The organism is Klebsiella sp. 1SOBk5mer, from assembly GCF_046603115.1.
In the GTDB taxonomy this organism is placed as follows: Bacteria; Pseudomonadota; Gammaproteobacteria; order Enterobacterales; family Enterobacteriaceae; genus Klebsiella; species Klebsiella quasipneumoniae.
The window spans coordinates 99327-123108 of sequence record NZ_JBKIUU010000011.1; the positions used below are offsets into that span (position 1 = coordinate 99327).

Genomic DNA, 23782 nt, shown 5'->3' on the forward strand with positions numbered 1-23782 from the left:
CGGTTACTTCACGCTCTGGTGGTAGCCGCCGCCGAGGGCCGAGGTCAGCTGAATGCTGGCGTCAATCCACTGGCCGTGCAGGCGCAAGGCGGTGATACGCTCCTGCAGCGCCGGGAGCTTCGCCATACTGACCCGGGAGCCGGGCAAGATCCCCGCCGCCATCCGGGCCTGCGCCAGGTCCACCACCCGCTGAGCGTCTTTTTCAACCTGCTGCTGCTGTTGGCTCTTGGCCATCAGCGTCTCGACCTGGCTGGCGGTTTTCGCCACCTGGTTGACGGCGTCCACCACCGCTTTGTTGTACTGGGCGATGGACAGGCTGTTCTGCGCGCTGGCGATATCCAGATTGGCATTGAGGCGACCGCTGTCGAAGATCGGCAGCGTCAGTCCGGCAGTGACGCCCATCTGCTGCGCCGAATGGCGGAAAAGATCGCTTAAGTGCAGGGCATCCTGCTGCAGGAACGCCATCAGATTGATGTCCGGGTAAAACGCCGCCTTCGCCGCGTCCACTTCGCTCAGCGACGCCTCGATATACCAGTGAGCGACCTGCAGATCCGGGCGGCGCGCCAGCAGCTCATAGCCAAGGGTGTCCGGCAGCTGCGCGCTGACCGTCGGCAGGCTGGCGGGTTTGAGGTTTAGCGACTGGCTCTGGCTGTTGGTCAGGGCCATCAGCCGCGCTTCAATCTCTTTCATCGTGCCCGCCACGTCCGCCAGCTGCTGGTCGGTTTTGCTGACGTTAATATCGTTTTCCGCCCCTTCGGCGGAGTTGGTGATCCCGCGCTGATACAGGGCCTTGTCGACCGTCACGATATTATTTTGCTCGTTTTTCACCTGCTGCAGCACCGCTTTGATCGCCGCTTCCGTCTGCCACTGCCAGTACAGGCGCGCCACGCTGCCGGAGAGCAGCTCGCGGGTCTGAGCCTGCTCGGCCACCTGGGCTTTCAGCTCGCCGATGCGGGCTTTCACCAGCGCACGGTTTTTGCCCCACAGATCGAGATCCCAGCCGGCGGTCAGGCCGAAGGTACCGTTGGTGTACCACGGGCCGGTATTGCCGTCGGTGTCGGTGGCGAACGGCCCCATCAGACCTTCGGCCGACATGCGTTGACGTTCGATGTCAGCGGAGAAATCCATCTCCGGGCCAAGATTCGCCTGCGACATTCTGGCCTGCGCTTCGGCAAGCCTGATGCGCTGTTCGGCAATCTGCATATCCGGCGCGTTGGCGAGCGCGCGCTGAATCAAATTATCCAGTTGGGCATCGTGGTAGTCTTTCCACCAGTCGGTCTGCGGCCAGCCGTTTTTGACGGCGGCGGGGAGATCCATGGCAACGTGGGAAGCCGGAATTTGCTGCTGCGGCGGACGAGCAACCTCATGGGAAGGCGCGCAGCCTACCAGCGCGATGGCCAGGGGCAAGGCCGCCAGCACGCTATTATTTAATCTCAATTTCATTAGACAGGTCAGATAATATAATCAGGTGAGTGATCATAAGTTAATTGAATTAAACGCGTTTAGTAAAGCGTGTGACTAAATTATTAGTTTGCTAAAAATAAACAAACTTATCAATTCAAGGGATGAATATGAGCCAGAATATTTATGACGATCCGCACTTCTTCGCCGGCTATGCAACCCTCGATCGTTCGGTGAAAGGGCTGGATGGCGCACCGGAGTGGCCTGCCCTGCAGCAAATGCTGCCGCCGCTAGCCGGTTTGCGGGTGGTAGATCTCGGCTGCGGCTACGGCTGGTTTTGCCGCTGGGCGCAGCAGCAGGGAGCCAGCCAGATAATGGGTTTTGATATCTCCCGGCGTATGCTGGCGCAGGCACGGGAAATGACCCGCGGGGATGAGATTGACTACCGCTGCGCCGATCTGCAAACCTTGACGCTGCCCGCCAACAGCTGCGATCTGATCTACAGCTCGCTGGCCCTGCATTATTTACCCGACATCGCCCCGCTCTTCTCCACCCTGCAGCAGGCGCTGGTCCCTGGCGGTGTCCTGGTTTTTTCTGCCGAACATCCCATCTATACCGCGCCGCTGCAGCAGGGATGGCAGGTGAATGAACAGGGGCAAAAGAGCTGGCCGGTCAGCCACTATCAGCAGGAGGGGGAGCGCGTCAGCAACTGGTTTGCCGAGGGCGTCATTAAACAGCACCGCAAACTCTCGAGCTGGATAAACGCGCTTATCGCCGCCGGTTTTGTGCTGGAGCAGCTGGATGAGTGGGGGCCAGGCGCCGAACAGATTGCTCAACAGCCCGCCCTGGAGGAAGAGAAAGAGCGGCCGATGATCTTTTTACTGCGCGCGCGTAAACCGGCTTAATCCCCCGCCCGACGATGGCCGGGCGGAGAAACGTTACGCTTTCAGGCTGGCGCCGCGGCTGGCAATCACCTCTTTATACCAGTCAAAGCTCTTCTTCTTACTGCGCGCCAGGGTGCCGGTGCCGTCATCATGGCGGTCGACATAGATAAAGCCGTAGCGCTTCGACAGCTCCGCCTTCGAGGCGCTCACCAGGTCAATCGGTCCCCAGCTGGTAAAGCCCATCAGCTCAACGCCATCGTCAATGGCCTCCCGCGCCTGCACCAGATGGTCGTTCAGGTAGCTGATGCGGTAGTCATCGTTAATGCTGCCGTCGGCTTCCACCTTATCTTTGGCGCCCAGACCGTTTTCCACGATAAACAGCGGCTTCTGATAGCGATCCCACAGCACGTTCAGCAGCGTACGCAGGCCCAGGGGGTCTATCTGCCAGCCCCACTCCGAGCTCGCCAGGTGCGGGTTCGGCACCATGCTGAGAATATTGCCGCGCGCCTGCTGGTTCAGCGCCTCATCGGCGGTGACACACCCGGTCATGTAGTAGCTGAAGGAGATAAAATCGACGGTGGTTTTCAGCGTGTCGCGATCGGCCTCGGTGATGTCGAGCGTGATGCCGTTGTCGCGGAAAAAGCGCTGCATATAGCCCGGGTACGCCCCGCGCGCCTGCACGTCGCCGAAGAACTGCCAGCTGCGGTTCTCCTGCAGCGTCTCGAACACATCTTCCGGTTTGCAGCTCAGGGGATACATCAGCCCGCCGAGCAGCATATTGCCGATTTTGCCCTCGGGCACCAGCTCGTGACAGGCTTTGACCGCCAGGGCGCTGGCCACCAGCTGGTGGTGAATGGCCTGATACACCTCGCCTTTGCTGCTGCCGGCCGGCAGGCCGACGCCGGTCATCGGGGCATGCAGCGACATATTGATTTCGTTAAAGGTCAGCCACAGTTTGACCCTGTTTTTATAACGGCTGAACACCGTCCGGGCGTAGCGCTCAAAGAAGCCAATCACCTCCCGGCTACCCCAGCCGCCGTAGTTTTTCACCAGCGCCCACGGCATTTCATAATGCGACAGCGTCACCAGCGGGGTGATGTTGTGCTTCGCCATCTCGTCGAACAACTTGTCGTAGAACACGAGTCCGGCTTCGTTCGGCTCGGCGTCATCGCCGTTGGGGTAGATACGGGTCCAGGCGATGGACACCCGCAGGCAGTTAAAGCCCATCTCGGCAAACAGGGCGATATCTTCCGGGTAACGATGGTAAAAATCGATCGCCACATCCTTAATCCCGCTGTCGCCGGGTACGCGCTCGACCACTTCGCCGAAGACGCCGTGCGGCTGCGCATCGGAGGTGGATAACCCTTTGCCATCTTCCAGGTACGCCCCTTCCACCTGATTCGCCGCGGTCGCGCCGCCCCATAAAAAATCTGCCGGGAATGTTTTCATCTCTCTCTCCTGTGATTAATGGCTGACTGACAACAGCGGCTGACCGGCTTCGACGGCGCTGGGCGCCACCGTGTCGATCTCACGATAGTCATCGCTGTTGCTGATAATAATCGGGGTCGCCAGGTCGTAACCGGCGTCCAGAATTGCCTGACGATCGAACTCAATCAGCAGATCGCCGGCCTGTACTCTGTCGCCCTCTTTCACATGCGCGGTAAACGGCACGCCGTCGAGTTTGACCGTGTCGATGCCGACGTGGATCAGCAGCTCAATGCCGCTGTCGCTCTGCAGGCCGATGGCGTGTTTGGTCTGAAACAGAGAGGCCACTTCGCCCGTGAACGGGGCGATGACTTTGCCCACCGCCGGGATAATGGCGACCCCATTCCCCAGCAGGCCGCTGGCGAAGGTGCTGTCCGGCACCTGATCGAGGGCGATGACGCTGCCGCTCATCGGCGCCAGAATGTCGTTTGCCGAGACCGGCGCTACCGCCACGGCGCCCGGCGCGGCGCTGGCGCGCGGCAGGCCGGCGAAGAAAGTTAAGCCACAGGAGATAATCAACGCCGCGAAGATGCCCACTATGCCGCCCCAAACGGTGCTATCAAGCCCTTGGGGCGGGATCATTTGCGCCACGGTAAAAATGTTCCCGAAGCCGAATGAATAGACGTTAGCGTTACTGAAACCCACAATAGCGCCGCCGATGGCGCCCGCCACGCAGCCGAAGATAAACGGCCGGCGCAGCGGCAATGTTAAGCCATAGATAGCGGGCTCGGTAATGCCGAAGATGCCCGCTGAAAACGCAGAACCGGCCAGCACTTTCTGACGGGCATCGCGGGTTTTCAGCAAAATACCCAGCACCGCGCCGACCTGCCCCATAACGGCCGGCAGCAGCATGGGCAGCATGGAATCATGGCCAAGCACCGTCAGATTGTTAATCATCAGCGGAATCAGTCCCCAATGCAGGCCGAAGATCACACAAACCTGCCACAACGCGCCCATCGCCGCTCCCGCCAGCCACGGCGCCACCGCGTAGATAATCTGATACCCCTGGGCCAACAGATGACTGAGCCAGGTCGCCAGAGGGCCAATCAGCAGAAACGTCAGCGGAACCACAACGGCGAGACAAATCGCCGGCGTAAAAAAGTTTTTCATTGATGACGGCAGCAGCGCGTTGCTCTTGCGCTCCAGCCAGCAGCAGACCCATGAGGCGAGAATAATCGGGATCACCGATGAGCTGTAATTAATAAAGGTCACCGGGATGCCGAGAAAGTGCTCCACCGCCGCGCCCGGCGCCTGGCTGGCCTCAAAGGCCTGAATCATCAGCGGGTGGGTTAACGCCCCGCCGATCACCATCGAGACAAACGGGTTACCGCCAAATTTTTTACCGGCGGTGTAGCCGAGAAACAGCGGGAAGAAAAAGAACAGCGCGTCGCTGGCGGCAAACCAGATTTTATAGGTTCCCTGTTGCGGGGTCAGCCAACCGCAGACGACCGCCAGCGCCAGCATCCCTTTCAGGATACCGGAGGCCGCCAGCACGCCGATAAACGGCGTGAAAATTCCCGACACGACATCGATGATCTGCCCCAGCAGCGACCCTTTTTCAACGCTTTCCGCCACCGGTTCGCTGTCGTCGCTTAACCCTGCCTCCTGACGCACCGCCAGCCAGACGTCGTGAACGTGGTTGCCAATCACCACCTGAAACTGGCCGCCGCTCTCCACCACCATAATGACGCCCGGGTTGGCCTTCAGCCCTTCGGCATCGGCTTTGCCGTTATCTTTCAGCTTAAAACGCAGACGTGTCGCACAGTGAACCAGACTCACAATGTTCTCTTTGCCGCCGACGCGGCGGAGAATATCCTGCGCGAGTGCTTTATATTCCATGCTCTTTTCCTTACTGCCGCTGCCCGCAGACAACCGGCGACTGAGTAGTAAAAATAAAAAAAACCCGAGAACCACGCCGGTAGGCGTCGCGCTCAGGTTTTGCCTGCATCATGCAGTAACAATCCAGTTTTGTCGGGAGACTTAGCGTCCCTCTTTTCTTACCCGTTCAATATGAATGGCAAGAAACATAATTTCTTCGGTGGTCAGCGCCCGCTGATACTGCTTTTGCAGATGCGTCGCCACCGTTTCCGCGCACTTCCACGCTTTGGCGTAGTTGTCTTTCACCGCGCTGTGCAGCGAGACGTCGTCATCTTCCACCACCGTGCGGGTCAGCATCCGCTGGGCGAAAAACTTCAGGTGGGTGACGAAACGCTGATAGCTCAGCGACTCCTCGTCGTAGTTCAGATGCAGCTGATACTTCACCAGCTGCAGGATCTCCTGCATCACCCGGGTCACGTGCATGACCTCCGGCATTTCGCTGTTGAGCTGCGCCGTCACCAGATGGAGGGCGATAAATCCGGCTTCATCCTCCGCCAGCGCCACGCCGAGCCGTTTGCCAATAATGGCCCTTGCCTCCTGGCCCAGCGCGAACTCCTTCGGATAGAGCCGCTTGATCTCCCACAGCAGCACGTTACGCAGTGCGATACCCTTTTTCTGCCGCTCGATAGCAAAGTGACAGTGATCCGTTAACGTGATGTACAAACTTTCCTGTAACTTGCCCAACCGCCCGCGCGCCAGGTCGATAATGCGATCGCAGGTGGTCATCACTTCTAACGGAATCTGACTGAGCAGTTCACCTAAGCGGCCGACCAGTTCATCGCTTTGTAAGGCGAAGACTTTTTCAATTTTGCTGTCGTCCAGCGCGTCGCCCGGGCGTTTCTGAAAGGCCAGCCCTCGCCCCATCACCACCTGTTCGCGCTGGTGCTCGTCAAGAACCACCACCACATTGTTATTGAGTACTTTGGCGATTTGCATATTGACCCCAGAAACAAAAAAACCTGACCCCCGACGAAACGCCAGGTAATCAGGTTTTGCCTGCCGCAGCAGTTGCAATCCAACGCCAGCACTGTAACAACTTCTGCTGCGCGCTCAACCTGACAAGTGAAAAAACGTGATTAAGATCGCGACTATCAGAAGGTCACGACGGTTTTCCACTCCACCACCCACGCGTCCTGGGTCTGCGCAACGCCGCCCGGACGGTGCCAGTACTGCAGGCCCGGCTGCAGCTCCAGCCAGGAGACCGGACGGAAGCGATAATAGAGTTCGCCGTTCAGCGAGTGGCCGGCCACCGGCTGCCAGGCCGGATCGTTATAGTCGGCGGCGCCGCTGAGCTGGTTCATGTAGCGCTGATTGCGCGCGTAGTGGCTGCTCATGTCGATCCACGTCAGGCCGAAGCCGATCCAGTCCTCCGGACGGGCGTCAAACAGCCCGCGGTAACGCATCGAGGCGGCGACGGCGGAGTGGATATAGTTGCTGCGCTGGTCGCTGAGGCTGCCGCTCAGCGAGACGCTCATTCCCCGCAGCGGATCGTCGGCGTGGCGGGTAATCTGCTGGTTCAGGCCGGCGTACATAAACCAGGTGCTGTCGTGCTCGGCGTAGCCCTGCGGGTCCGTCGCCCCGGCGCCGCCGGATTTGCCGCTGTAGAGGTCGCTTTGCGGCGCGTTAGTCCAGACCACGCCGAGGTTATAGGCTCCCGGCAGGCCATTCATCAGCGGACGGGTTTCGATCTCCAGCGGCAGTAAAATGCCTTTGCTGCCCTTCGTCGACCAGCTCCAGGCATGGCTGCGCGAGGCGGCCTGCGGGTTTTGCTCCATCACCCCGCCTTTGAGGGTGACCGTCGGCGTCAGCTTGTACTCCAGGGTGGTGCCCCAGGTGTGGATGTTCCAGTTATTCCAGGTCAGCGAGTTGGCCGATTTGCCGCCGCACTGGGTCAACAGCTGGAAATCGCAGGGAATGATCTGGTCGAAGGTTTGCACCTTGTTCATCATGCCGATGCGCCAGGTCAGACGACGGTCGTCAAAGCTGCGGGCGAAGGTCAGCCAGCCGAGACGGGTGATCGACCCGCCGCCCCAGCTCTCCTGCGACAGATCGTTGAAGCTGACCCGCGGATCCTGCAGCCGTTTCGTGGTGAGGTTATCATCGTGGTTGCGGTTGACGATGTTGCCCTCGAGACGGGCGTCCGGTATGCCGGTCCAGCGCTCCAGATCCTGGGTAAAGGTCAACGACACCTGGTCAATATAGGCCAGATGTTTATCGTGGTTATAACCGCCGCCGGCGTTGTAGGCCATCTCGTTAAGATAGCCGAGATTATAATGAAAGCCGTTCTCTTCAAGGATTGGACGAATACCCAGCATATCGCCCAGCAGCCCTGGCTGTCCGGCTTCAAACCCCAGCACGCTGCCGTTCCACGCCGGGGTTTGCGCCGCGTTCACGACGGGCGCCATCGCCGCCAGCGCCGCGCCGATAAAAAGCTGATTTATTTTTTTGTTATACATTGTGATCTCCACCGTGACTGAATAAAAACAAAGGGATCCCCAGGCTATTTATTTACCTGTTTTCTTTTTTAAAAAAGGAATGGCAGGGGCCTCCTTCGGTAATAAAACCGCGACCGTGCCAGAGAAAAGATGAATGACAATCTCTTGTTTTACGTCATTATTTACCCACCGTTAAATTTTGGCCAAAAAAAAACCTAAGCACTTGCCGCCACGAATGACGGAAGTGCTTAGGTTTTGCCTGCGTTCAGTAGCAATCCTGAATTGATTGACCGCACAGTATCACTTTATTTCACTCATGCCTATCATCAATAGGCGGACAAGTAATAATATGTGAAGCGAATAACAATATGGCGCTTAATAGCGGGCGATCGCCGCCGCTATTTCAGCAGAGGTTTGCAGGGCGCGAATTTCATTAAACAGCGTCAGCGCCTCGGTATATTCCTTGCGTAAATAGCCCAGCCACTGCTTAATTCTCGCCACATGATACAGGCCGGTATCGCCCTGCTTTTCCAGACGGGTATATTTTTGCAACAGCTGAACCACCTGCGGCCACGGCATGCGCGGTTCGTTGTATTTGATCACCCGGCTGAGGTTCGGTACGTTGAGCGCCCCGCGGCCAATCATCACCGAATCACAGCCGGTGACGGCCATACAGTCCTGAGCGCTTTGCCAGTCCCAGATTTCGCCGTTGGCGACTACCGGAATGGTCAGGCGCTGGCGGATCTCGCCGATGGCCTGCCAGTTGATGCGCTCCGCTTTGTAGCCATCTTCTTTGGTGCGGCCGTGGACCACCAGCTCGCTGGCCCCCGCCTGCTGCACCGCGTCGGCGATTTCAAAGCGCCGTTCGCCGCTGTCCCAGCCGAGACGAACTTTCACCGTCACCGGCAGATGACCGGGCACCGCCTCGCGCATCGCCTTCGCGCCGCGATAGATAAGCTCCGGATCTTTCAGCAGCGTCGCCCCGCCGCCGCTGCCGTTCACCAGCTTCGACGGACAGCCGCAGTTTAAATCGACGCCCCACGAGCCAAGCGCCACCGCGCGGGCGGCGTTTTCCGCCAGCCACTCGGGATATTGCCCCAGCAGCTGGACGCGCACGCGGGTACCGGACGGGGTGCGGCTTTGATAATGCAGCTCCGGGCACAGCCTGTAGAACGATTTAACCGGCAGCAGTTGATCCACCACCCGCAGAAACTCGGTGATGCACAGATCGTAATCGTTCACTTCGGTCAGCAGCTCGCGCACCAGCGAATCGAGCACGCCTTCCATCGGCGCCAGTAGTACACGCATATCATTACCCGGAAAAAAAAGAGGCGCTATGGTAGCGCCTCCGGGCGTTGGTTGAAAGTGCTCAATGCGTCCCGCCTGCCGTACGCCATTCCCCATTCGGCGAATGCGGCAAAGCGAGGAGATAATCTCTATGCTTTACAGGAGTCTGCGGCGTCTCATACCGCCTTCATTTGCCGCTTCTCTTCCAAAAAGGTAGCGTGGGACCCGATATACCCAAAGCTGCGAGCTGTCAGGTCCTGCCGGGAGAGACTATTGTTCCCGTACGCTATCAGCGCTATGCATAGAATTCATGATGTGATCGGTAGCACATTTTAGGGATTAATTGTATGATGAATACACTTCATCAAGGGTTATTACCATGAGTAAATCGCTGACTATTATCTGGCACTACCTGCGGGCTTTCGTCCTGATTTACGCCTGCTTATACGCCGGAATATTTATCGCCGGGCTGCTGCCCATCACCATCCCCGGCAGCATCATCGGCATGCTGATCCTCTTCGTGCTGCTGGCGCTGCAAATTATGCCGCCGCAGTGGGTCAACCCCGGCTGCAATATCCTGATCCGCTATATGGCGCTGCTGTTCGTGCCGATCGGCGTCGGCGTGATGCAGTACTGGGATCTGCTGCGCGCCCAGCTGGGGCCGGTCGTCATCTCCTGCGCCATCAGCACGCTGGTGGTGTTTGTGGTGGTGAGCTGGAGCTCTCACCTGGTGCATGGCGAACGCAAAGTGATTGGGCAAAAGGAAAAGAAAAATGATGCATGAAATCTGGTGGTCGCTGCCGCTAACCCTGATCGTCTTTTTCCTCGCCCGCAAACTGGCGGCCCGCTTCAAATTCCCGCTGCTCAACCCGCTGCTGGTGGCGATGGTGGTGATAATCCCGTTTCTGCTGCTGACCGGGATCTCCTATGAGCGTTATTTTGCCGGCAGCAAGATCCTGAACGATCTGCTGCAGCCGGCGGTGGTCGCGCTGGCCTTCCCGCTGTATGAACAGCTGCACCAGATCCGCGCGCGCTGGAAATCGATCATCACCATCTGCTTTATCGGCAGCTGCGTGGCGATGATCACCGGCACCACCGTGGCCCTGCTGATGGGCGCCACACCGCAGATCGCCGCCTCTGTTCTGCCCAAATCGGTGACCACGCCGATTGCCATGGCGGTGAGCGGCAGTATCGGCGGCATCCCGGCCATCAGCGCCGTGTGCGTGATTTTTGTCGGCATCCTTGGCGCGGTATTCGGCCATACCCTGCTCAACCTGATGCGTATTCGCACTAAAGCGTCGCGCGGCCTGTCGATGGGCACCGCCTCGCACGCCCTCGGTACCGCCCGCTGTGCGGAACTGGACTATCAGGAAGGGGCGTTCAGCTCGCTGGCGCTGGTGCTGTGCGGGATCATCACTTCGTTGATGGCGCCGTTTTTATTCCCGCTGATCCTTGCGGTAGTGGGATGAAATGTGACTCACATCACATTTATTAATGCAACGATGAAAAGTTGCATTAGCAATGAGATGTAAATCACATTTGAAACCCCTTGACGCCCGTACACTGGTTTCCCATTACACTGTTATGAGGCAACGCTATGCACTCACGTTTTCAAGCTGCTTTGACGACTCTGGCAGCAGACCTGCAGGCGGCCATCGCCCCGATGCTCGTCGACCCGCACTTCCCGGCGCTGCTCGAAGCCGATCAGGTGGCGACGCTGCAACAGGCGACAGGTCTGGACGAAGACGCGCTGGCCTTTGCGCTACTGCCGCTGGCCGCCGCCTGCGCGCGCGCCGACCTTTCCCACTTTAACGTCGGGGCTATCGCCCGCGGCGTCAGCGGCCGCTGGTACTTTGGCGGCAACATGGAGTTTCTCGGCGCCACCATGCAGCAGACCGTCCATGCGGAGCAGAGCGCCATCAGCCACGCCTGGCTGCGCGGTGAAACCTCCCTGCGCGCCATCACGGTGAACTACACGCCGTGCGGCCATTGCCGTCAGTTTATGAACGAACTGAACAGCGGACTGGCGCTGCGCATTCATCTGCCCGGTCGCGAAGCCCATGCGCTGCAGCACTATCTGCCGGATGCCTTCGGCCCGAAAGACCTGGAGATCAAAACCCTGCTGATGGACCACCAGAACCACGGCTTCCCGGTCAGCGGCGATGCCCTGTCCCAGGCGGCGATTGAGGCCGCTAACCGCTGCCACGCGCCGTACAGCCACTCGCCTTCCGGCGTAGCGCTGGAGCTGAAAGATGGCACCCTTTTCAGCGGCAGCTATGCGGAAAACGCGGCGTTCAACCCGACGCTGCCGCCGCTGCAGGGGGCGCTGAATCTCCTCAGCCTCAACGGCTATGATTATCCGGACATCCAGCGGGCGATCCTGGCGGAGAAAGCCGATGCGGCGCTGATTCAGTGGGACGCCACCGTCGCCACCCTGAAGGCGCTGGGCTGCCACAATATCGAGCGCGTGCTGTTAGGTTAATCAGCCTGAGCAGATGGCCGGATGACGATTTCGTCTAATCCGGCCAACCTTTTATGCCGTTATGTTGTCGGGTGTCGCTCCGCTAACCCGACCTACCGTTCGCGCCATTGCGAGCTGAAGATCGCGATGACTGCTGAAACTGCCGACCTGACGGCCTCAAAGTCGCTGAGACGTTCCCGGAGGGCCGGAGAACAGGTTGCGGCTACGCCTTGCCCGGTCTGGGATCGGCGATCGGTCCATATTGCTGAAAATCCCCGCAATTAAACGCGGGTTTCTTGCGCTTACCCGGCGGGTAAAGTAGCCTGAAGACTCCGTTGTCTATTATTGAGCCAAGTTCATGTTAAAGCGTGTGTTCTACAGCCTGTTAGTCCTGCTCGGCCTGCTGCTGTTGACCGTGCTGGGTCTTGACCGCTGGATGAGCTGGAAAACCGCGCCCTATATCTATGACGAACTGCAGGACCTCCCCTACCGCCAGGTCGGCGTGGTGCTGGGCACCGCTAAATACTACCGCACCGGGGTGATCAATCAGTATTACCGCTACCGCATCCAGGGCGCGCTCAACGCCTACAACAGCGGCAAGGTCAACTATCTGCTGTTGAGCGGGGATAACGCCCTGCAAAGCTACAATGAACCGATGACTATGCGCCGGGACCTGATTAAAGGCGGCGTCGATCCGGCGGATATCGTGCTGGACTATGCCGGTTTCCGCACGCTCGACTCGATCGTCCGCACCCGCAAAGTGTTCGACACCAACGACTTCATTATCATCACCCAACGCTTCCACTGCGAACGGGCGCTGTTTATCGCCCTGCATATGGGGATCCAGGCTCAGTGCTACGCGGTGCCGTCGCCGAAGGATATGTGGAGCGTGCGGCTGCGCGAATTCGGCGCCCGCTTCGGCGCGCTGGCGGACCTCTACATCTTCAAACGGGAACCGCGCTTCCTCGGTCCTTTAATTCCGATTCCGGCGCAGCAGCACGACGTGCCGGATGACGCCCAGTCCTACCCGGCGGTCACCCCGGAGCAGCTACTGGAGCTGCAGAAAGAAAAGTAGCCTCCATCAACGCATCCGTTTCAGATATAAAAAAACCCGCGCCAGGCGCGGGTTTTTACTCAGGCAAAAATTACTTCTTACGGGCGTATTTCAGGGAATCCAGCGCCACGGCGAAGATAATGATCGCCCCCTTAATGATGTACTGCCAGTAAGGGTTAACGCCGATATAGGTCAGGCCGTAGTTGATCACGGTGAAGATAATCACCCCGGTCACCACGCCGAATACGGTCCCTACCCCGCCGCTGAACGATACGCCGCCCACCACGCAGGCGGCGATGGCGTCCAGTTCGTACATAAAGCCGAGGTTATTGGTCGCCGAGCCGATACGACCAGCTTCCAGCAGGCCGCCGAAGGCGTAGAACACGCCGGAGAGGGCGTAGATCATCAGCAGGTTCAACGCTACGTTGACCCCGGAGACCTTCGCCGCTTCCGGATTACCGCCGATAGCGAAGATGTTTTTGCCAAAGCGCGTCTTGTTCCACAGGATCCAGACAAAGAAGACGGCAATCAGCGCGTAGAAGGTGATGTAGGACAGGCGGAACGAGCCCAGCGCCACAAACCCCTGCGCAAAATGGGAGAAATGGCTGTCGAAGCCGGAGATCGGCGACGCGCCCACGAAGTCGTAGTACAGCGAGTTAATGCCGTAGACGATGATCATGGTCCCAAGGGTGGTAATAAACGGCGTCACGTTCAGATAGGCAATGACGATCCCGTTAATCAGGCCGATGACCGCCCCGATGGCGCATACCAGCAGGATGACCAGCGGGATCGGCATGGTCGCCATATCCGGGAACACCTTGTTGGCATTATCCACCGCCTGCAGCATGGTCGCGGCAATCACCGCCGCCAGTCCCACCTGACGGCCGGCGGAGAGGTCGGTGCCCTGCGTGACGATCAGTCCGGCCACCCCGAGGGCAATAATAATACGCACCGAGGACTGGGTCAGAATATTACTCAGGTTGAGCAGACTTAAAAATGTCGGATCCTGAAAAATAATAATGGCCAACAGGACCAGAAGGACGACATATATCCCACCCTCTTTCAGGTAAGTGAGAAAACTCTTTTTATTTAACGCACTCATGTGAAGCCCCTGATCTTAAAGGTGCAATGACGCAAGACGCAGTATTTCGTTTTGCGTGGTGGTTTTAGTCTCAACAATGCCCGCGACCAGGCCGTTGCTCATCACCAGAATGCGGTCGGTAATCCCCAGCAGTTCCGGCATTTCGGAGGAAATAATAATGATCCCTTTATCTTTTTTAGCCAGCTCGGCAATCAGCTGATAGATCTCGAATTTGGCGCCGACGTCGATACCGCGCGTCGGCTCATCCAGCATCAGGATCTCCGGCTGGGTCAGCAGCCAGCGGCCAATAATGACCTTTTGCTGGTTACCACCGGAAAGCGAACCAATCTGCGTATGCTGGCCGGGGGTTTTAACGCGCATAGAGTCAATGACCCATTGGGTATCGCTCTTCATCCGCGAGTTATCCAGCAAGCCGATGCTGTTTTTGTATTTCTTAATATTGGAGATCAGCGAGTTAAAACCGATATCCAGATAGGCGTAAATCCCGGTGGAGCGCCGCTCCTCGGTCACCAGCGCAAAACCGTGGTTAATCGCCTCATTGGCGCTGTGGTTGTTGATCTTCTTCCCGTGCAGGGTGATGGTGCCGCTGGCCTTCTCACGGATCCCGAACAGGGTCTCCACGATGTCGGTACGCTTCGCGCCCACCAGACCGGCGATACCGAGAATTTCGCCCTTATGCAGATCGAAGGAGACATCGCGAATGGACGGCTGGCGCAGGGAGGTAAGATTGCGCACCTGGAGGATCACTTCTCCCGGGGTGTTTTCGCGATCCGGAAAGCGCTGGTTGAGCGAACGCCCGACCATCATGGCGATGATCTTGTCCATATCCAGCCCTTCCAGCGGCTGGGTGGCGATCCACTGGCCGTCGCGAAGGATGGTAATTTCATCGCACAGCTGGAAAATCTCTTCCATTTTGTGCGAGATATAGACGATACCGCAGCCGCGATCTTTCAGCTTGCGGATGATCTTAAACAGATGGTTGACCTCTTTTTCCGTCAGCGACGACGTCGGCTCGTCCATGATGACGATTTTGGCGTCATAGGAAAACGCCTTGGCGATCTCAATCATCTGCATCTGGGATACCGATAAGGTACCGACGCGGGCGCGCGGGTCGATATCAATATCCAGCTCATCAAATATGGCCTTGGTGTCCCGGTACATTTTGTCCTGATCGACAAACATACCTTTAGTGGGATAACGCCCGAGCCACATGTTGTCCATGACCGAACGCTGTAAGACCAGGTTTAATTCCTGATGTACCATCGAAATACCGTTTTCCAGGGCTTCTTTCGCCGAATGGAAATCGATCTCTTTTCCCTGAAAAAGAATGCTGCCGGAATCTTTTTGATAGATCCCAAAAAGGCATTTTAATAATGTCGATTTACCGGCGCCGTTCTCACCCATTAACGCATGAATGGAGTGCGGACGAACCTTCAGGTTGACATTATCAAGAGCCTTGACGCCAGGAAACGATTTGTTGATGTTGCTCATCTCCAACAAATATTCGCCTGACCGTTCGCTATTATTGCTGACCATAGTTATACCTGGCTGCGTTCATGCACGCCCCGTCCGGCGCAATAACGCCAGCAGGAGTCTGGTTCTGTATCAGGAATAATCGGGCGTGGATAACCCACGCCCGCAACTCACATCACGATTATTTGCCGGTAAACTGGCTCAGGTTGTCTTTATCGACGCCCACATAGGGGACGCGAACAATCTTGTTGTCAATTTTCCAGTTGGTGCCTGCCGCAGCGTCTTTTCCGTCGGCCAGGTTTTTCGCCAGATCGAAGGTCGCTTTCGCCTGGTTGTTAGCATCGTTCAGCACGGTACCGGCCATCGCGCCGGATTTCACCAGCGCCAGGGCTTCCGGCAGCGCATCCACGCCGAACACCGGAATGCTGCTCTTGTTGTGCGCTTTCAGCGCTTCAACCGCGCCCATCGCCATGGCGTCGTTGTTAGCGATCACCACTTCAATCTTGTTCGCATTCGGGCCGGAGAGCCAGGCGTCCATTTTGTCTTTCGCCTGGGCGGTATCCCACATGGCGGTGTCCATCTGCAGCTGCTGGGTCTTCAGGCCTTTATCATTCAGCTCTTTGATAACGTAGGTGGTACGCGCTTCCGCATCCGGATGGCCCGGCTCGCCTTTCAGCAGGACGTACTGGATCTGGCCGTCTTTATTCAGATCCCAGTTCGGGTTGGCTTTCCAGTGCTTGGCGATCAGATCGCCCTGAATAATCCCGGACTCTTTCGAGTCGGTACCGACGTAATAAGCTTTGTCATAGCTATCCAGCGCTTTACGGGAAGGCTCTTTGTTGAAGAACACCACCGGAATGTTCTGCCCGCGCGCTTTTTCGATGACCGTTCCCGCCGCAGCCGGGTCAACCAGGTTGATCGCCAGGGCTTTCACGCCTTTCGCCAGCAGCACGTCAATCTGATCGTTTTGTTTCGACTGGTCGTTCTGCGAGTCATTCATCAGCAGCTGGACGTCAGGCGCGGATTTGCCATCTTTTTCAATCGCCTTACGCACCACCGACATAAAGTTGTCGTCATATTTATAAATCGTCACGCCGATACGGGTATCTGCTGCGTGTGCTGCGGCGCCAAATAACAGACCAGCCATTACAGCAGAGAGGGTAAACACCTTCTTATTCATGGAATCTCCGGTTTTATTATGCAGGGTCATTTTTGTGAAAAAGTGCGGGCGGGATTTGTTGCATTAGTGTTACCGCACAACGCATTTCACGACGAAAATTCGGTCTTCCGTGTCGGGTAACGCTCCAGAAAAATACGACTCTAATACTCGTTTAACGCCTTGTTCCTACTGAAGAAAGTGAGGATTTCCCATCACCCCGCGGTTCAGACTGGTAAACGCTGCCATCATAATCAGGCGAATGTTAATATACTGTGAATTTACTCACAAATTGAAAGCGGTTACATCCCGCCGCCGCTTCAGTTAGTGATCGGCCCCACAGTTTGCCGCTGGGCAACGGAGTGACGGCGCACCAGGGTGGGCATAAAGCAGTGCGTCGCCTCGCGATCCAACTTGCCGGCCGCCCCCAGTAGCGCCAGCTCGGTGGCCAGCTTCGCCATCGACATTACCGGATAGCGCACGGTGGTCAGCTGAGGATCGGTGTAACGGGAAATAGGAATATCATCAAAGCCAATCAGCGACAGATGCTGCGGCACGACAATGCCGTTGTCCTTCAGCGTGGTCAGCGCGCCGGCCGCCATGCTGTCGTTATAGGCGAACACCGCAGTGAGGCCGAGATTCCGCCCCAGCAGTTCGACCATCGCCGCTTCGCCGCCCTGCATGTCCGGGGAGCCGGAGCCGACCCAGCTGTCCGGGGCAATGATGCCCTGCTCCTGCAGCGCTTTGCTCCACCCTTCCCGGCGCATATCGTCGTCTTCAATGCCGTGATTGGAGGAGAGATAACCGATGCGCTGGTGGCCGTGATTGAGCAGCATGCGCGTAGCCATCAGCGCGCCGCTAACGTTGTCGAGGCCGACGCAGCGATGGGCAAAGCCCGGCACGATGCGGTTGATCAGCACCATCCCCGGGATATGTTGCATAAAGTCGCTCAGTTCAGCATCGCTGAGCGCTTTAGAATGGACGATCAGCGCCGAGCAGCGCTGGCGGATCAGCACCTCGATGGCATGGCGCTCTTTTTCCGCCTCGTGGTAGCTGTTGCCGATCAGCACATACTTATGATGCTGCTGGGCGACGGTATCCACCGCTTTCACCAGCGCGCCGAAGAAGGCATCGGAGACGTCCATCACCACCACGCCGATGGTATCGCTGACCTGGGTGGCCAGCGCCTGGGCGTTGGCGTTGGGCCGGTAGCCCAGCTGGGTCACCGCTTTCATCACCACGTCGCGCGTATCCGGACTCACCAGCGCGCTATTGTTCAGCACCCGCGACACGGTGGCCACGGATACGCCCGCCTGGCGGGCGACATCACGAATGGTGATCATACTCAGCGACCTTAAGAGAATTACAGCACGTCACATTCACCTCCTGTGCTCAGCAAGGAGGCTATTCTGGCAGCGACCCGCGGTCCGCTACGTGAGTGAGGTCACACGGCTGGAAACGTTTACATCCGTTTTGTTAATGATTGTGATCGAGATCGTTATCTGGATGTGTCTTTCAATGATGTCCCTGACGCACGCAGGGTTAACTGACGCCACAGCCATTCCACCGGCCCCTGGCGGAAGCGGCGCAGCCAGAGTGATGACACGAGGAGGTTGACGGCCCAGATGGGGGGAACAAAGGCCAGCAGCTGCAGACGATCGAAGCGCATAAACAGCCCGAGATGATAAAACAGGGTGGTGCAGATCAGGGTCTGCAGCAGGTAGTTGCTCAGCGCCATGCGTCCGACGCAGGCGATAGCCCCCACCAGGCGGAAACGGCAGAGCTGCGGCCAGTAGCCCCAGGCCAGCGAGGCATAGCCGATAGCCTGCAGCGGAGCGCTCAGTTCACGCGGCGCCTGCAGTAAAAACGCGCACCAGCGATAGTCCCAGGCCAGATACCACTGGGCGACAATAGCCGGCACATTCACCGCCATCCCGGCTAGCACCAGCAGCGCGCCGGTGCGCCGATAGTGACGCTGGCTGAACTGCCCTTTCAGCCAGCCGCTGCGCATCAGCGCCGCGCCTATCAGCATCATCCCCGCCAGCTGCCAGCCATACTGCGCGCCGAGCGCTAACAGATTGTCCGACAGCATATCCGCCCGGTTGCTGACCGCCTCCATGCCGCCGTGCAGCTTCCAGTACTGCTCATACTGCAGATTGGCCGCGTCCGGTACCCAGGAGCGATTCGCGGCCGTCCCCGAGATAATCCCCAGCAGGACCAGCACCGCAATACCGGTGAGGTAGAGCACCACCCCGGTGTTAAACAGCGATTTAACATGCTGCGCCTCGCGCACCATGCGCCAGCTCACCAGCCCCACCAGGGCGTAGGCCAGCAGAATATCGCCATCCCAGAAGAAGAGACCGTGAATGAAACCAAGCAGCGCCAGCAGGGTCAGCCGCGACTGGATCCAGCGTTTACCGCGCGGGAGCAGGAGCTGCAGACCGGCGCCAAACAGCAGCGCGAACAGGGTAAGAAACTTCACCTGCGCCAGCAGGTCAAGGATCGCCCAGGTCCAGGCGTCGCTGAGGGTCGCGTTTCCTGACCAGGCCGGATTGAGGTAAGCGGCCTTCGGCAAGCCGAAGGCGCTGATATTGAGAAGCAGGATACCGAGGATGGCGACGCCGCGGACAAAGTCCAGCGTGACATTTCTCTCCATGTACCCTGCTCCGTTTTAGTTGTGGTGACGTACTGCGCGCAGGAATTCCTGGCGGGTATTCTGGCTGGATTTGAACAGGCCACCGAGGGAGGTGGTGGTAGTGGCGCTGGTCGCGTCGCGGATGCCGCGCGCTTTCACGCAGTAATGCACCGCGTCAATGGATACCGCCACGTTGCTGGTGCCAAGCAGCGTCTGCAGCGCGATCAGGATCTGCTGCGTGAGACGCTCCTGGACCTGCGGGCGCTGGGCGAAGAACTGCACGATGCGGTTGATTTTCGACAGGCCGATCACCGAATCTTTCGGGATATAGGCTACCGTCGCTTTACCATCGATGGTTACAAAGTGGTGTTCGCAGGTGCTGGTCAGGGTGATATCGCGCACGGTGACCATTTCATCGACCTTCATTTTGTTTTCAATGACGGTGATTTTCGGGAAACGGGAGTAATCCAGTCCGGAGAAGATCTCATCGACATACATTTTGGCGATGCGATGCGGGGTCTCCATCAGACTGTCATCACTCAGATCCAGATTCAGCAGTTGCATAATCTCGGTCATATGACCGGTAATCAAACGCTTGCGTGTTTCGTTATCAATTTCTTGTACTGGCGCACGCATCGGCGTCTCCAGCCCACGAGCGACCAGCGCTTCATGAACGAGGACGGCTTCTTTACTCAGTGATGACATTTGGGTTTCTCCTGCAGGTGTGGCGCTCTTTGCTTTTTCTGGGGGCAAAGTTTGTATTCATTGTGCGTGAGGTGGCGCACAGAATCCAGTAGCCGTAACGATAATTATTGAAATTGGCGCTGCCTTTTATTAAGGCGCGAAGCCACGCCTCAGGCGCGACGCCAAATCCCTATCGCCGAATCCGGAATGATCCAACCGCTGTACGCATCCATAAGCGCCATCGCTACACCGGCATGTTGGCTATAAGTTGCATTAATGATGCAGTAAGTTCTCAAAAGGAGAAAGTGAAAGTTGCTCACCGGCTAATGAAATATCTGTATTATGAACGTTTACGCGCACATCCCTTCCGAGGAGCCTTGCATGGAACTGCTTGAAGAGCATCGCTGTTTTGACGGCCGGCAACAACGCTGGCGTCATCACTCCCCTGTCCTGAACTGCGCCATGACGTTCAGCATTTTTTTACCGCCTGAGCGCGAAACGCCGCCGCCGGTGCTGTACTGGCTGTCCGGGCTGACCTGTAACGATGAAAACTTTACCACCAAGGCGGGCGCTCAGCGCATTGCCGCCGCGCTGGGCATCGCGCTGGTGATGCCGGATACCAGCCCGCGCGGTGACGAGGTGGCCAACGATGACGGTTACGATCTGGGGCAAGGCGCTGGCTTCTACCTGAACGCCACCGAGGCGCCGTGGGCGGCGCACTACCGAATGTACGATTACCTGCGCGACGAACTGCCCGCGCTTATCCGCAGCGAGTTTACCGTCGGCGAACGCTGCGCCATCAGCGGCCACTCGATGGGCGGTCACGGCGCGCTTATCATGGCGCTCACCAATCCCGGCCGCTACGCCAGCGTCTCCGCCTTCGCGCCAATCGTCAATCCCTCCCAGGTGCCGTGGGGCAAGAAAGCGTTTACCGCCTATCTCGGCGCCGATGAATCGACATGGCGCGCCTGGGACAGCTGCGCCCTGATGCAGGCCAGCCAGCCAGCGGACGCGGTGCCGACGCTTATCGATCAGGGCGATAACGATCCGTTCCTCGCCGGACAGCTGCAGCCCGCGGTGCTGGCGGAGGTCGCGCGGCAGAAGGCCTGGCCGTTAACGCTGCGCATCCAGCCCGGTTACGATCATAGCTACTACTTTATTGCCTCGTTTATCGAAGACCATCTGCGTTTCCACGCGCAGCATCTCTTTAACTAAACGCAACCTGCGCCGCGACTCCACGTCGCGGCGCAGGCCATCGTTAAGCGCCAACGATCAGAAGCGATAATCCACGGCCATAAAGTAGCGACGGCCCTCTTCGGTATAGCTGTAGTCGTCCCGGTTGAGATCTTTATCGCCCACGTTCTGCACCCCGGAGCGCAGTTTCACGTTTTTGGTGACCTGCCACGCCGCGCCGACGTCAAACAGGGTATAGCCGCCCGGCGTTTTGCCGGTGGCGCTCACCGCGCGCTGCTGGCCGGTATAGTTGGCCGTCACGTAGAAGGACCAGTCGTCCAGCGGTTTCCAGTCAAGCGTGCCGTTGGCGGTATGGAACGGCAGCGTCTGCAGCGGTTTGTCGCCGCCGTTGCTCAGATCGCGACCATCGTTGTAGGTGTAGTTCACCGTCAGCTTCCACTCATCGCCGAACGGGATCTTCACCTCGGTCTCCACCCCTTTGATGCGGGCTTTGTTGACGTTGAAATAGCGGAAGATCGGCACGCGCTTACCGTTGACGGTTTTCCAGCCGACAAAGTTCGGGTAGCCCGGCGCTTCGCTGGCGCTGGAGGTGCGCAGAACATCAATCATATCGTCGACATTATTCTGGAAGGTGGTGATGCTGCCTTCAACATCCTGCAGCCAGCCCTCTTCCCCACGATAGTAGAGACCAAGCTCGAAGCTTTCGCTGGTTTCCGGCTTCAGATCCGGGTTACCGATGATGCTGCACGAGCCGCGGCAGGAGTTGGTGGTCCAGTCGGGGTTAAGCTGCAGCAGCGACGGGGCTTTAAACGCCGTCGCCCAGCCGCCTTTGACGGTGACGGTATCGGTGGCGTTATACACCAGATAGGCGCGCGGGCTCCAGTGATCGCCATAGGTCTGATGGTCGTCCATACGAATGCCGGTGGTCAGCGCCAGCGGCTCGATGATGCGCCATTCGTCTTCAATAAACAGGGCGTACTGGCTGGCGGAGGTCGACTGGCCGCCGCTGCTCAGGTTGACCGGATCTTTCAGCTTGTCGTGGCGCCATTCGCCGCCGAAGGTCACCAGCTGGTTAATCATGTCCAGCGGCAGGACATACTTGCCGTCGATGGCATTGCTTTCCGAGGTGATGGTGCCGTTCTGCCCCGGATTTTTGTTATCCACCTTTTCGCCGTAAAACTTGAGCTCGCTGTTGCCCATCTCCCAACGGCCGTTATGGCTCAGGGAGTAGTTCTCACGCTCAAGGCGGTTGCGGTCAAGGGAATCGGAGTCGCGATCCTGGCGGTCAAAGCCATAGCCCGCGGTGAAATCGTGGTTGTCGTTCGGCGTCCAGGCGAATTCAACATTGCCATCGCGGCTGGTGAAGCCCTCGATGCGCGGCGTTTCGCCGGTGGCATTGCTGGAAGACTGCGGATCGTCCTTGGCGCGCTTCGCCAGGCTGCCGTAGGCCTTCATCCCGAGCACGCCGTCGATCAGCGGGCCGCTGGTGAAGAACTGGCCGTTCCAGATATCGCCGCGGTCGCGGTGTTCCTGAATGGTGGTATCGGCGCTCAGCGTCCCGGTCCATTTCTGGCCGATTTTTTTGGTAATAATGTTGACCACGCCACCGAGCGCATCGGAGCCGTACAGGGAGGACATCGGGCCGCGCACCACCTCGATACGTTCGATGGCATCCACCGGGATCCAGTTCAGGTCGAAGTCATTGTGGCGGAAGACGGCGTTCCGGGAGTTGACGCGTTTCCCGTCGACAAGGATCAGGGTATAGCTGCTGCTCAGACCGCGAATGCTGACGCCCTTGCGGTTATCCCCTTCGTTGGTGAGCTGGACCCCGGGCACATCGCGCAGTACGTCTTTCAGGTTCTGCACCGGCTTGCGCTGCAAATCCTGCTGGGTGATGACGCTGATGCTCGCCGGTGCGTCTTTGACGCTCTGTTCAGTGGCCGAGGCGGTCACCACCAGCGTTTCTTCATTCACATCGGCCAGGGCCGGAAACGCCAACGATACGACGGACGCAGACAATCCCGCCCGGATAAAAGGGTTTAACCTGAACATTCCAAATCTCCATGAGGTGTACAACCAAACAAACAAAAAAGGTGCTGCTCACACGCGCTGGCGGCCTGCCGCTCTGTCGGCGGTAGACTCGCGCTGTTTTCTCGTCGATGTGGCTGGTCGCCCGATGTCAGTCAGTACACATGGCAGAGACGGGGGGAGTGGCTTCATCCGTAATGGTCGGAAATGATAAAGATAATGATTTCTATTATCAATCTAATTATGAAGAATTGTGTCAGGCTGTAACCGCGTGGACATAAAAAAAGCCCTCTTTTCAGAGGGCTTCCGGGTGATACAAACCTGTTTTCGTTATCGTACTCATCTGTCTGCCGGGTGGCGGCTTTCGCCTTACCCGGCCTACGAAAAATTTCAATATCAAACAGTTACGCAAATATCTGTAGGCCCGCGCAAGCGCAGCGCCGCCGGGCAATTCCTGAAGATTGCGCCTGGCCAGCACGATGAAGCCCTCTTTTCAGAGGGCTTCAGGGTGATGCAAACCTGTTTTCGTTATCGTACTCATCTGTCTGCCGGGTGGCGGCTTTCGCCTTACCCGGCCTACGAAAAATTGCAATATCAAACAGTTACGCAAATATCTGTAGGCCCG

Annotated in this window: 19 protein-coding genes and 1 pseudogene; 7 read left to right on the forward strand and 13 right to left on the reverse strand. The window is 58.0% G+C overall.

Features of this window, described 5'->3' with window-relative positions:
* Window positions 1-3: 3 nt before the first annotated feature.
* On the reverse strand, window positions 4-1443 hold the full coding sequence (gene mdtQ / locus ACLH1U_RS21020; protein WP_044524206.1) for a multidrug resistance outer membrane protein MdtQ: 1440 nt from the start codon (window positions 1441-1443) through the stop codon (window positions 4-6).
* Window positions 1444-1571: 128 nt separating this feature from the next.
* On the opposite strand from mdtQ, the gene ACLH1U_RS21025 reads away from it, so the two are divergent.
* On the forward strand, window positions 1572-2306 hold the full coding sequence (locus ACLH1U_RS21025; protein ID WP_085551302.1) for a class I SAM-dependent methyltransferase: 735 nt from the start codon (window positions 1572-1574) through the stop codon (window positions 2304-2306).
* 33 nt (window positions 2307-2339) lie between these two features.
* Here ACLH1U_RS21025 and ACLH1U_RS21030 read toward each other — a convergent pair whose 3' ends face one another.
* The 5 genes and pseudogenes from ACLH1U_RS21030 to dusC form a co-directional block, all read right to left on the reverse strand.
* Window positions 2340-3734 (reverse strand): glycoside hydrolase family 1 protein, encoded by a 1395-nt coding sequence (locus ACLH1U_RS21030; RefSeq protein WP_048297900.1) that lies wholly within the window; start codon window positions 3732-3734, stop codon window positions 2340-2342.
* A 15-nt stretch (window positions 3735-3749) separates the two neighbouring features.
* A pseudogene (gene bglF / locus ACLH1U_RS21035) lies at window positions 3750-5721 on the reverse strand (PTS beta-glucoside transporter subunit IIABC).
* A 29-nt stretch (window positions 5722-5750) separates the two neighbouring features.
* The gene (gene bglG / locus ACLH1U_RS21040) at window positions 5751-6584 is read right to left on the reverse strand and encodes a transcriptional antiterminator BglG (RefSeq protein WP_048336199.1); all 834 of its coding nucleotides are present in this window, start codon (window positions 6582-6584) and stop codon (window positions 5751-5753) included.
* A gap of 155 nt (window positions 6585-6739) precedes the next feature.
* A complete protein-coding gene (locus tag ACLH1U_RS21045) occupies window positions 6740-8104 on the reverse strand; it encodes a carbohydrate porin (RefSeq protein ID WP_105491248.1) in 1365 nt (454 codons plus the stop codon).
* A 354-nt stretch (window positions 8105-8458) separates the two neighbouring features.
* Window positions 8459-9391 (reverse strand): tRNA dihydrouridine(16) synthase DusC, encoded by a 933-nt coding sequence (dusC, locus tag ACLH1U_RS21050; RefSeq protein WP_032453520.1) that lies wholly within the window; start codon window positions 9389-9391, stop codon window positions 8459-8461.
* A gap of 358 nt (window positions 9392-9749) precedes the next feature.
* On the opposite strand from dusC, the gene ACLH1U_RS21055 reads away from it, so the two are divergent.
* The 4 genes from ACLH1U_RS21055 (at window position 9750) to sanA (ending at window position 12906) form a co-directional block, all read left to right on the forward strand.
* A complete protein-coding gene (locus ACLH1U_RS21055) occupies window positions 9750-10154 on the forward strand; it encodes a CidA/LrgA family protein (RefSeq protein WP_023290438.1) in 405 nt (134 codons plus the stop codon).
* The gene (locus ACLH1U_RS21060; RefSeq protein ID WP_004201621.1) at window positions 10144-10839 is read left to right on the forward strand and encodes a CidB/LrgB family autolysis modulator; all 696 of its coding nucleotides are present in this window, start codon (window positions 10144-10146) and stop codon (window positions 10837-10839) included. Before ACLH1U_RS21055 ends, ACLH1U_RS21060 begins: the two co-directional genes overlap by 11 nt.
* Before the next feature lie 128 nt (window positions 10840-10967).
* The gene (gene cdd / locus ACLH1U_RS21065; RefSeq protein WP_032453522.1) at window positions 10968-11852 is read left to right on the forward strand and encodes a cytidine deaminase; all 885 of its coding nucleotides are present in this window, start codon (window positions 10968-10970) and stop codon (window positions 11850-11852) included.
* A gap of 337 nt (window positions 11853-12189) precedes the next feature.
* Window positions 12190-12906 (forward strand): outer membrane permeability protein SanA, encoded by a 717-nt coding sequence (gene sanA, locus ACLH1U_RS21070; RefSeq protein ID WP_004201624.1) that lies wholly within the window; start codon window positions 12190-12192, stop codon window positions 12904-12906.
* A 70-nt stretch (window positions 12907-12976) separates the two neighbouring features.
* Here the strand turns inward: sanA and mglC are convergent, their stop codons facing one another.
* The 6 genes from mglC to folE form a co-directional block, all read right to left on the reverse strand.
* Window positions 12977-13987, reverse strand: coding sequence for a galactose/methyl galactoside ABC transporter permease MglC (gene mglC / locus ACLH1U_RS21075; protein WP_002912871.1), 1011 nt, complete (start codon window positions 13985-13987; stop codon window positions 12977-12979).
* Between the two features lie 15 nt (window positions 13988-14002).
* The gene (gene mglA, locus ACLH1U_RS21080) at window positions 14003-15523 is read right to left on the reverse strand and encodes a galactose/methyl galactoside ABC transporter ATP-binding protein MglA (RefSeq protein WP_004175074.1); all 1521 of its coding nucleotides are present in this window, start codon (window positions 15521-15523) and stop codon (window positions 14003-14005) included.
* Between the two features lie 118 nt (window positions 15524-15641).
* On the reverse strand, window positions 15642-16640 hold the full coding sequence (mglB, locus tag ACLH1U_RS21085) for a galactose/glucose ABC transporter substrate-binding protein MglB (protein WP_023290441.1): 999 nt from the start codon (window positions 16638-16640) through the stop codon (window positions 15642-15644).
* Between the two features lie 296 nt (window positions 16641-16936).
* Entirely contained in the window at window positions 16937-17959 is a 1023-nt protein-coding gene (gene galS, locus ACLH1U_RS21090) for an HTH-type transcriptional regulator GalS (protein WP_023290442.1), read from the reverse strand.
* A gap of 155 nt (window positions 17960-18114) precedes the next feature.
* Window positions 18115-19272, reverse strand: a complete 1158-nt coding sequence (yeiB, locus tag ACLH1U_RS21095; protein WP_023290443.1) for a DUF418 domain-containing protein YeiB — start codon at window positions 19270-19272, stop codon at window positions 18115-18117.
* A 15-nt stretch (window positions 19273-19287) separates the two neighbouring features.
* Window positions 19288-19956: a GTP cyclohydrolase I FolE gene (folE, locus tag ACLH1U_RS21100; protein WP_023290444.1), complete on the reverse strand. Its 669-nt coding sequence runs from the start codon at window positions 19954-19956 to the stop codon at window positions 19288-19290.
* A 360-nt stretch (window positions 19957-20316) separates the two neighbouring features.
* Between folE and fghA the strand changes: the two genes are divergently transcribed.
* A complete protein-coding gene (fghA, locus tag ACLH1U_RS21105; protein WP_032453523.1) occupies window positions 20317-21150 on the forward strand; it encodes an S-formylglutathione hydrolase in 834 nt (277 codons plus the stop codon).
* Between the two features lie 57 nt (window positions 21151-21207).
* Here fghA and cirA read toward each other — a convergent pair whose 3' ends face one another.
* Window positions 21208-23181, reverse strand: a complete 1974-nt coding sequence (gene cirA / locus ACLH1U_RS21110; protein WP_217220327.1) for a catecholate siderophore receptor CirA — start codon at window positions 23179-23181, stop codon at window positions 21208-21210.
* A gap of 247 nt (window positions 23182-23428) precedes the next feature.
* Between cirA and ACLH1U_RS21115 the strand changes: the two genes are divergently transcribed.
* Window positions 23429-23782, forward strand: a 354-nt coding sequence (locus tag ACLH1U_RS21115) for a hypothetical protein (protein WP_411299443.1), incomplete at its 3' end; no start/stop codon positions are given.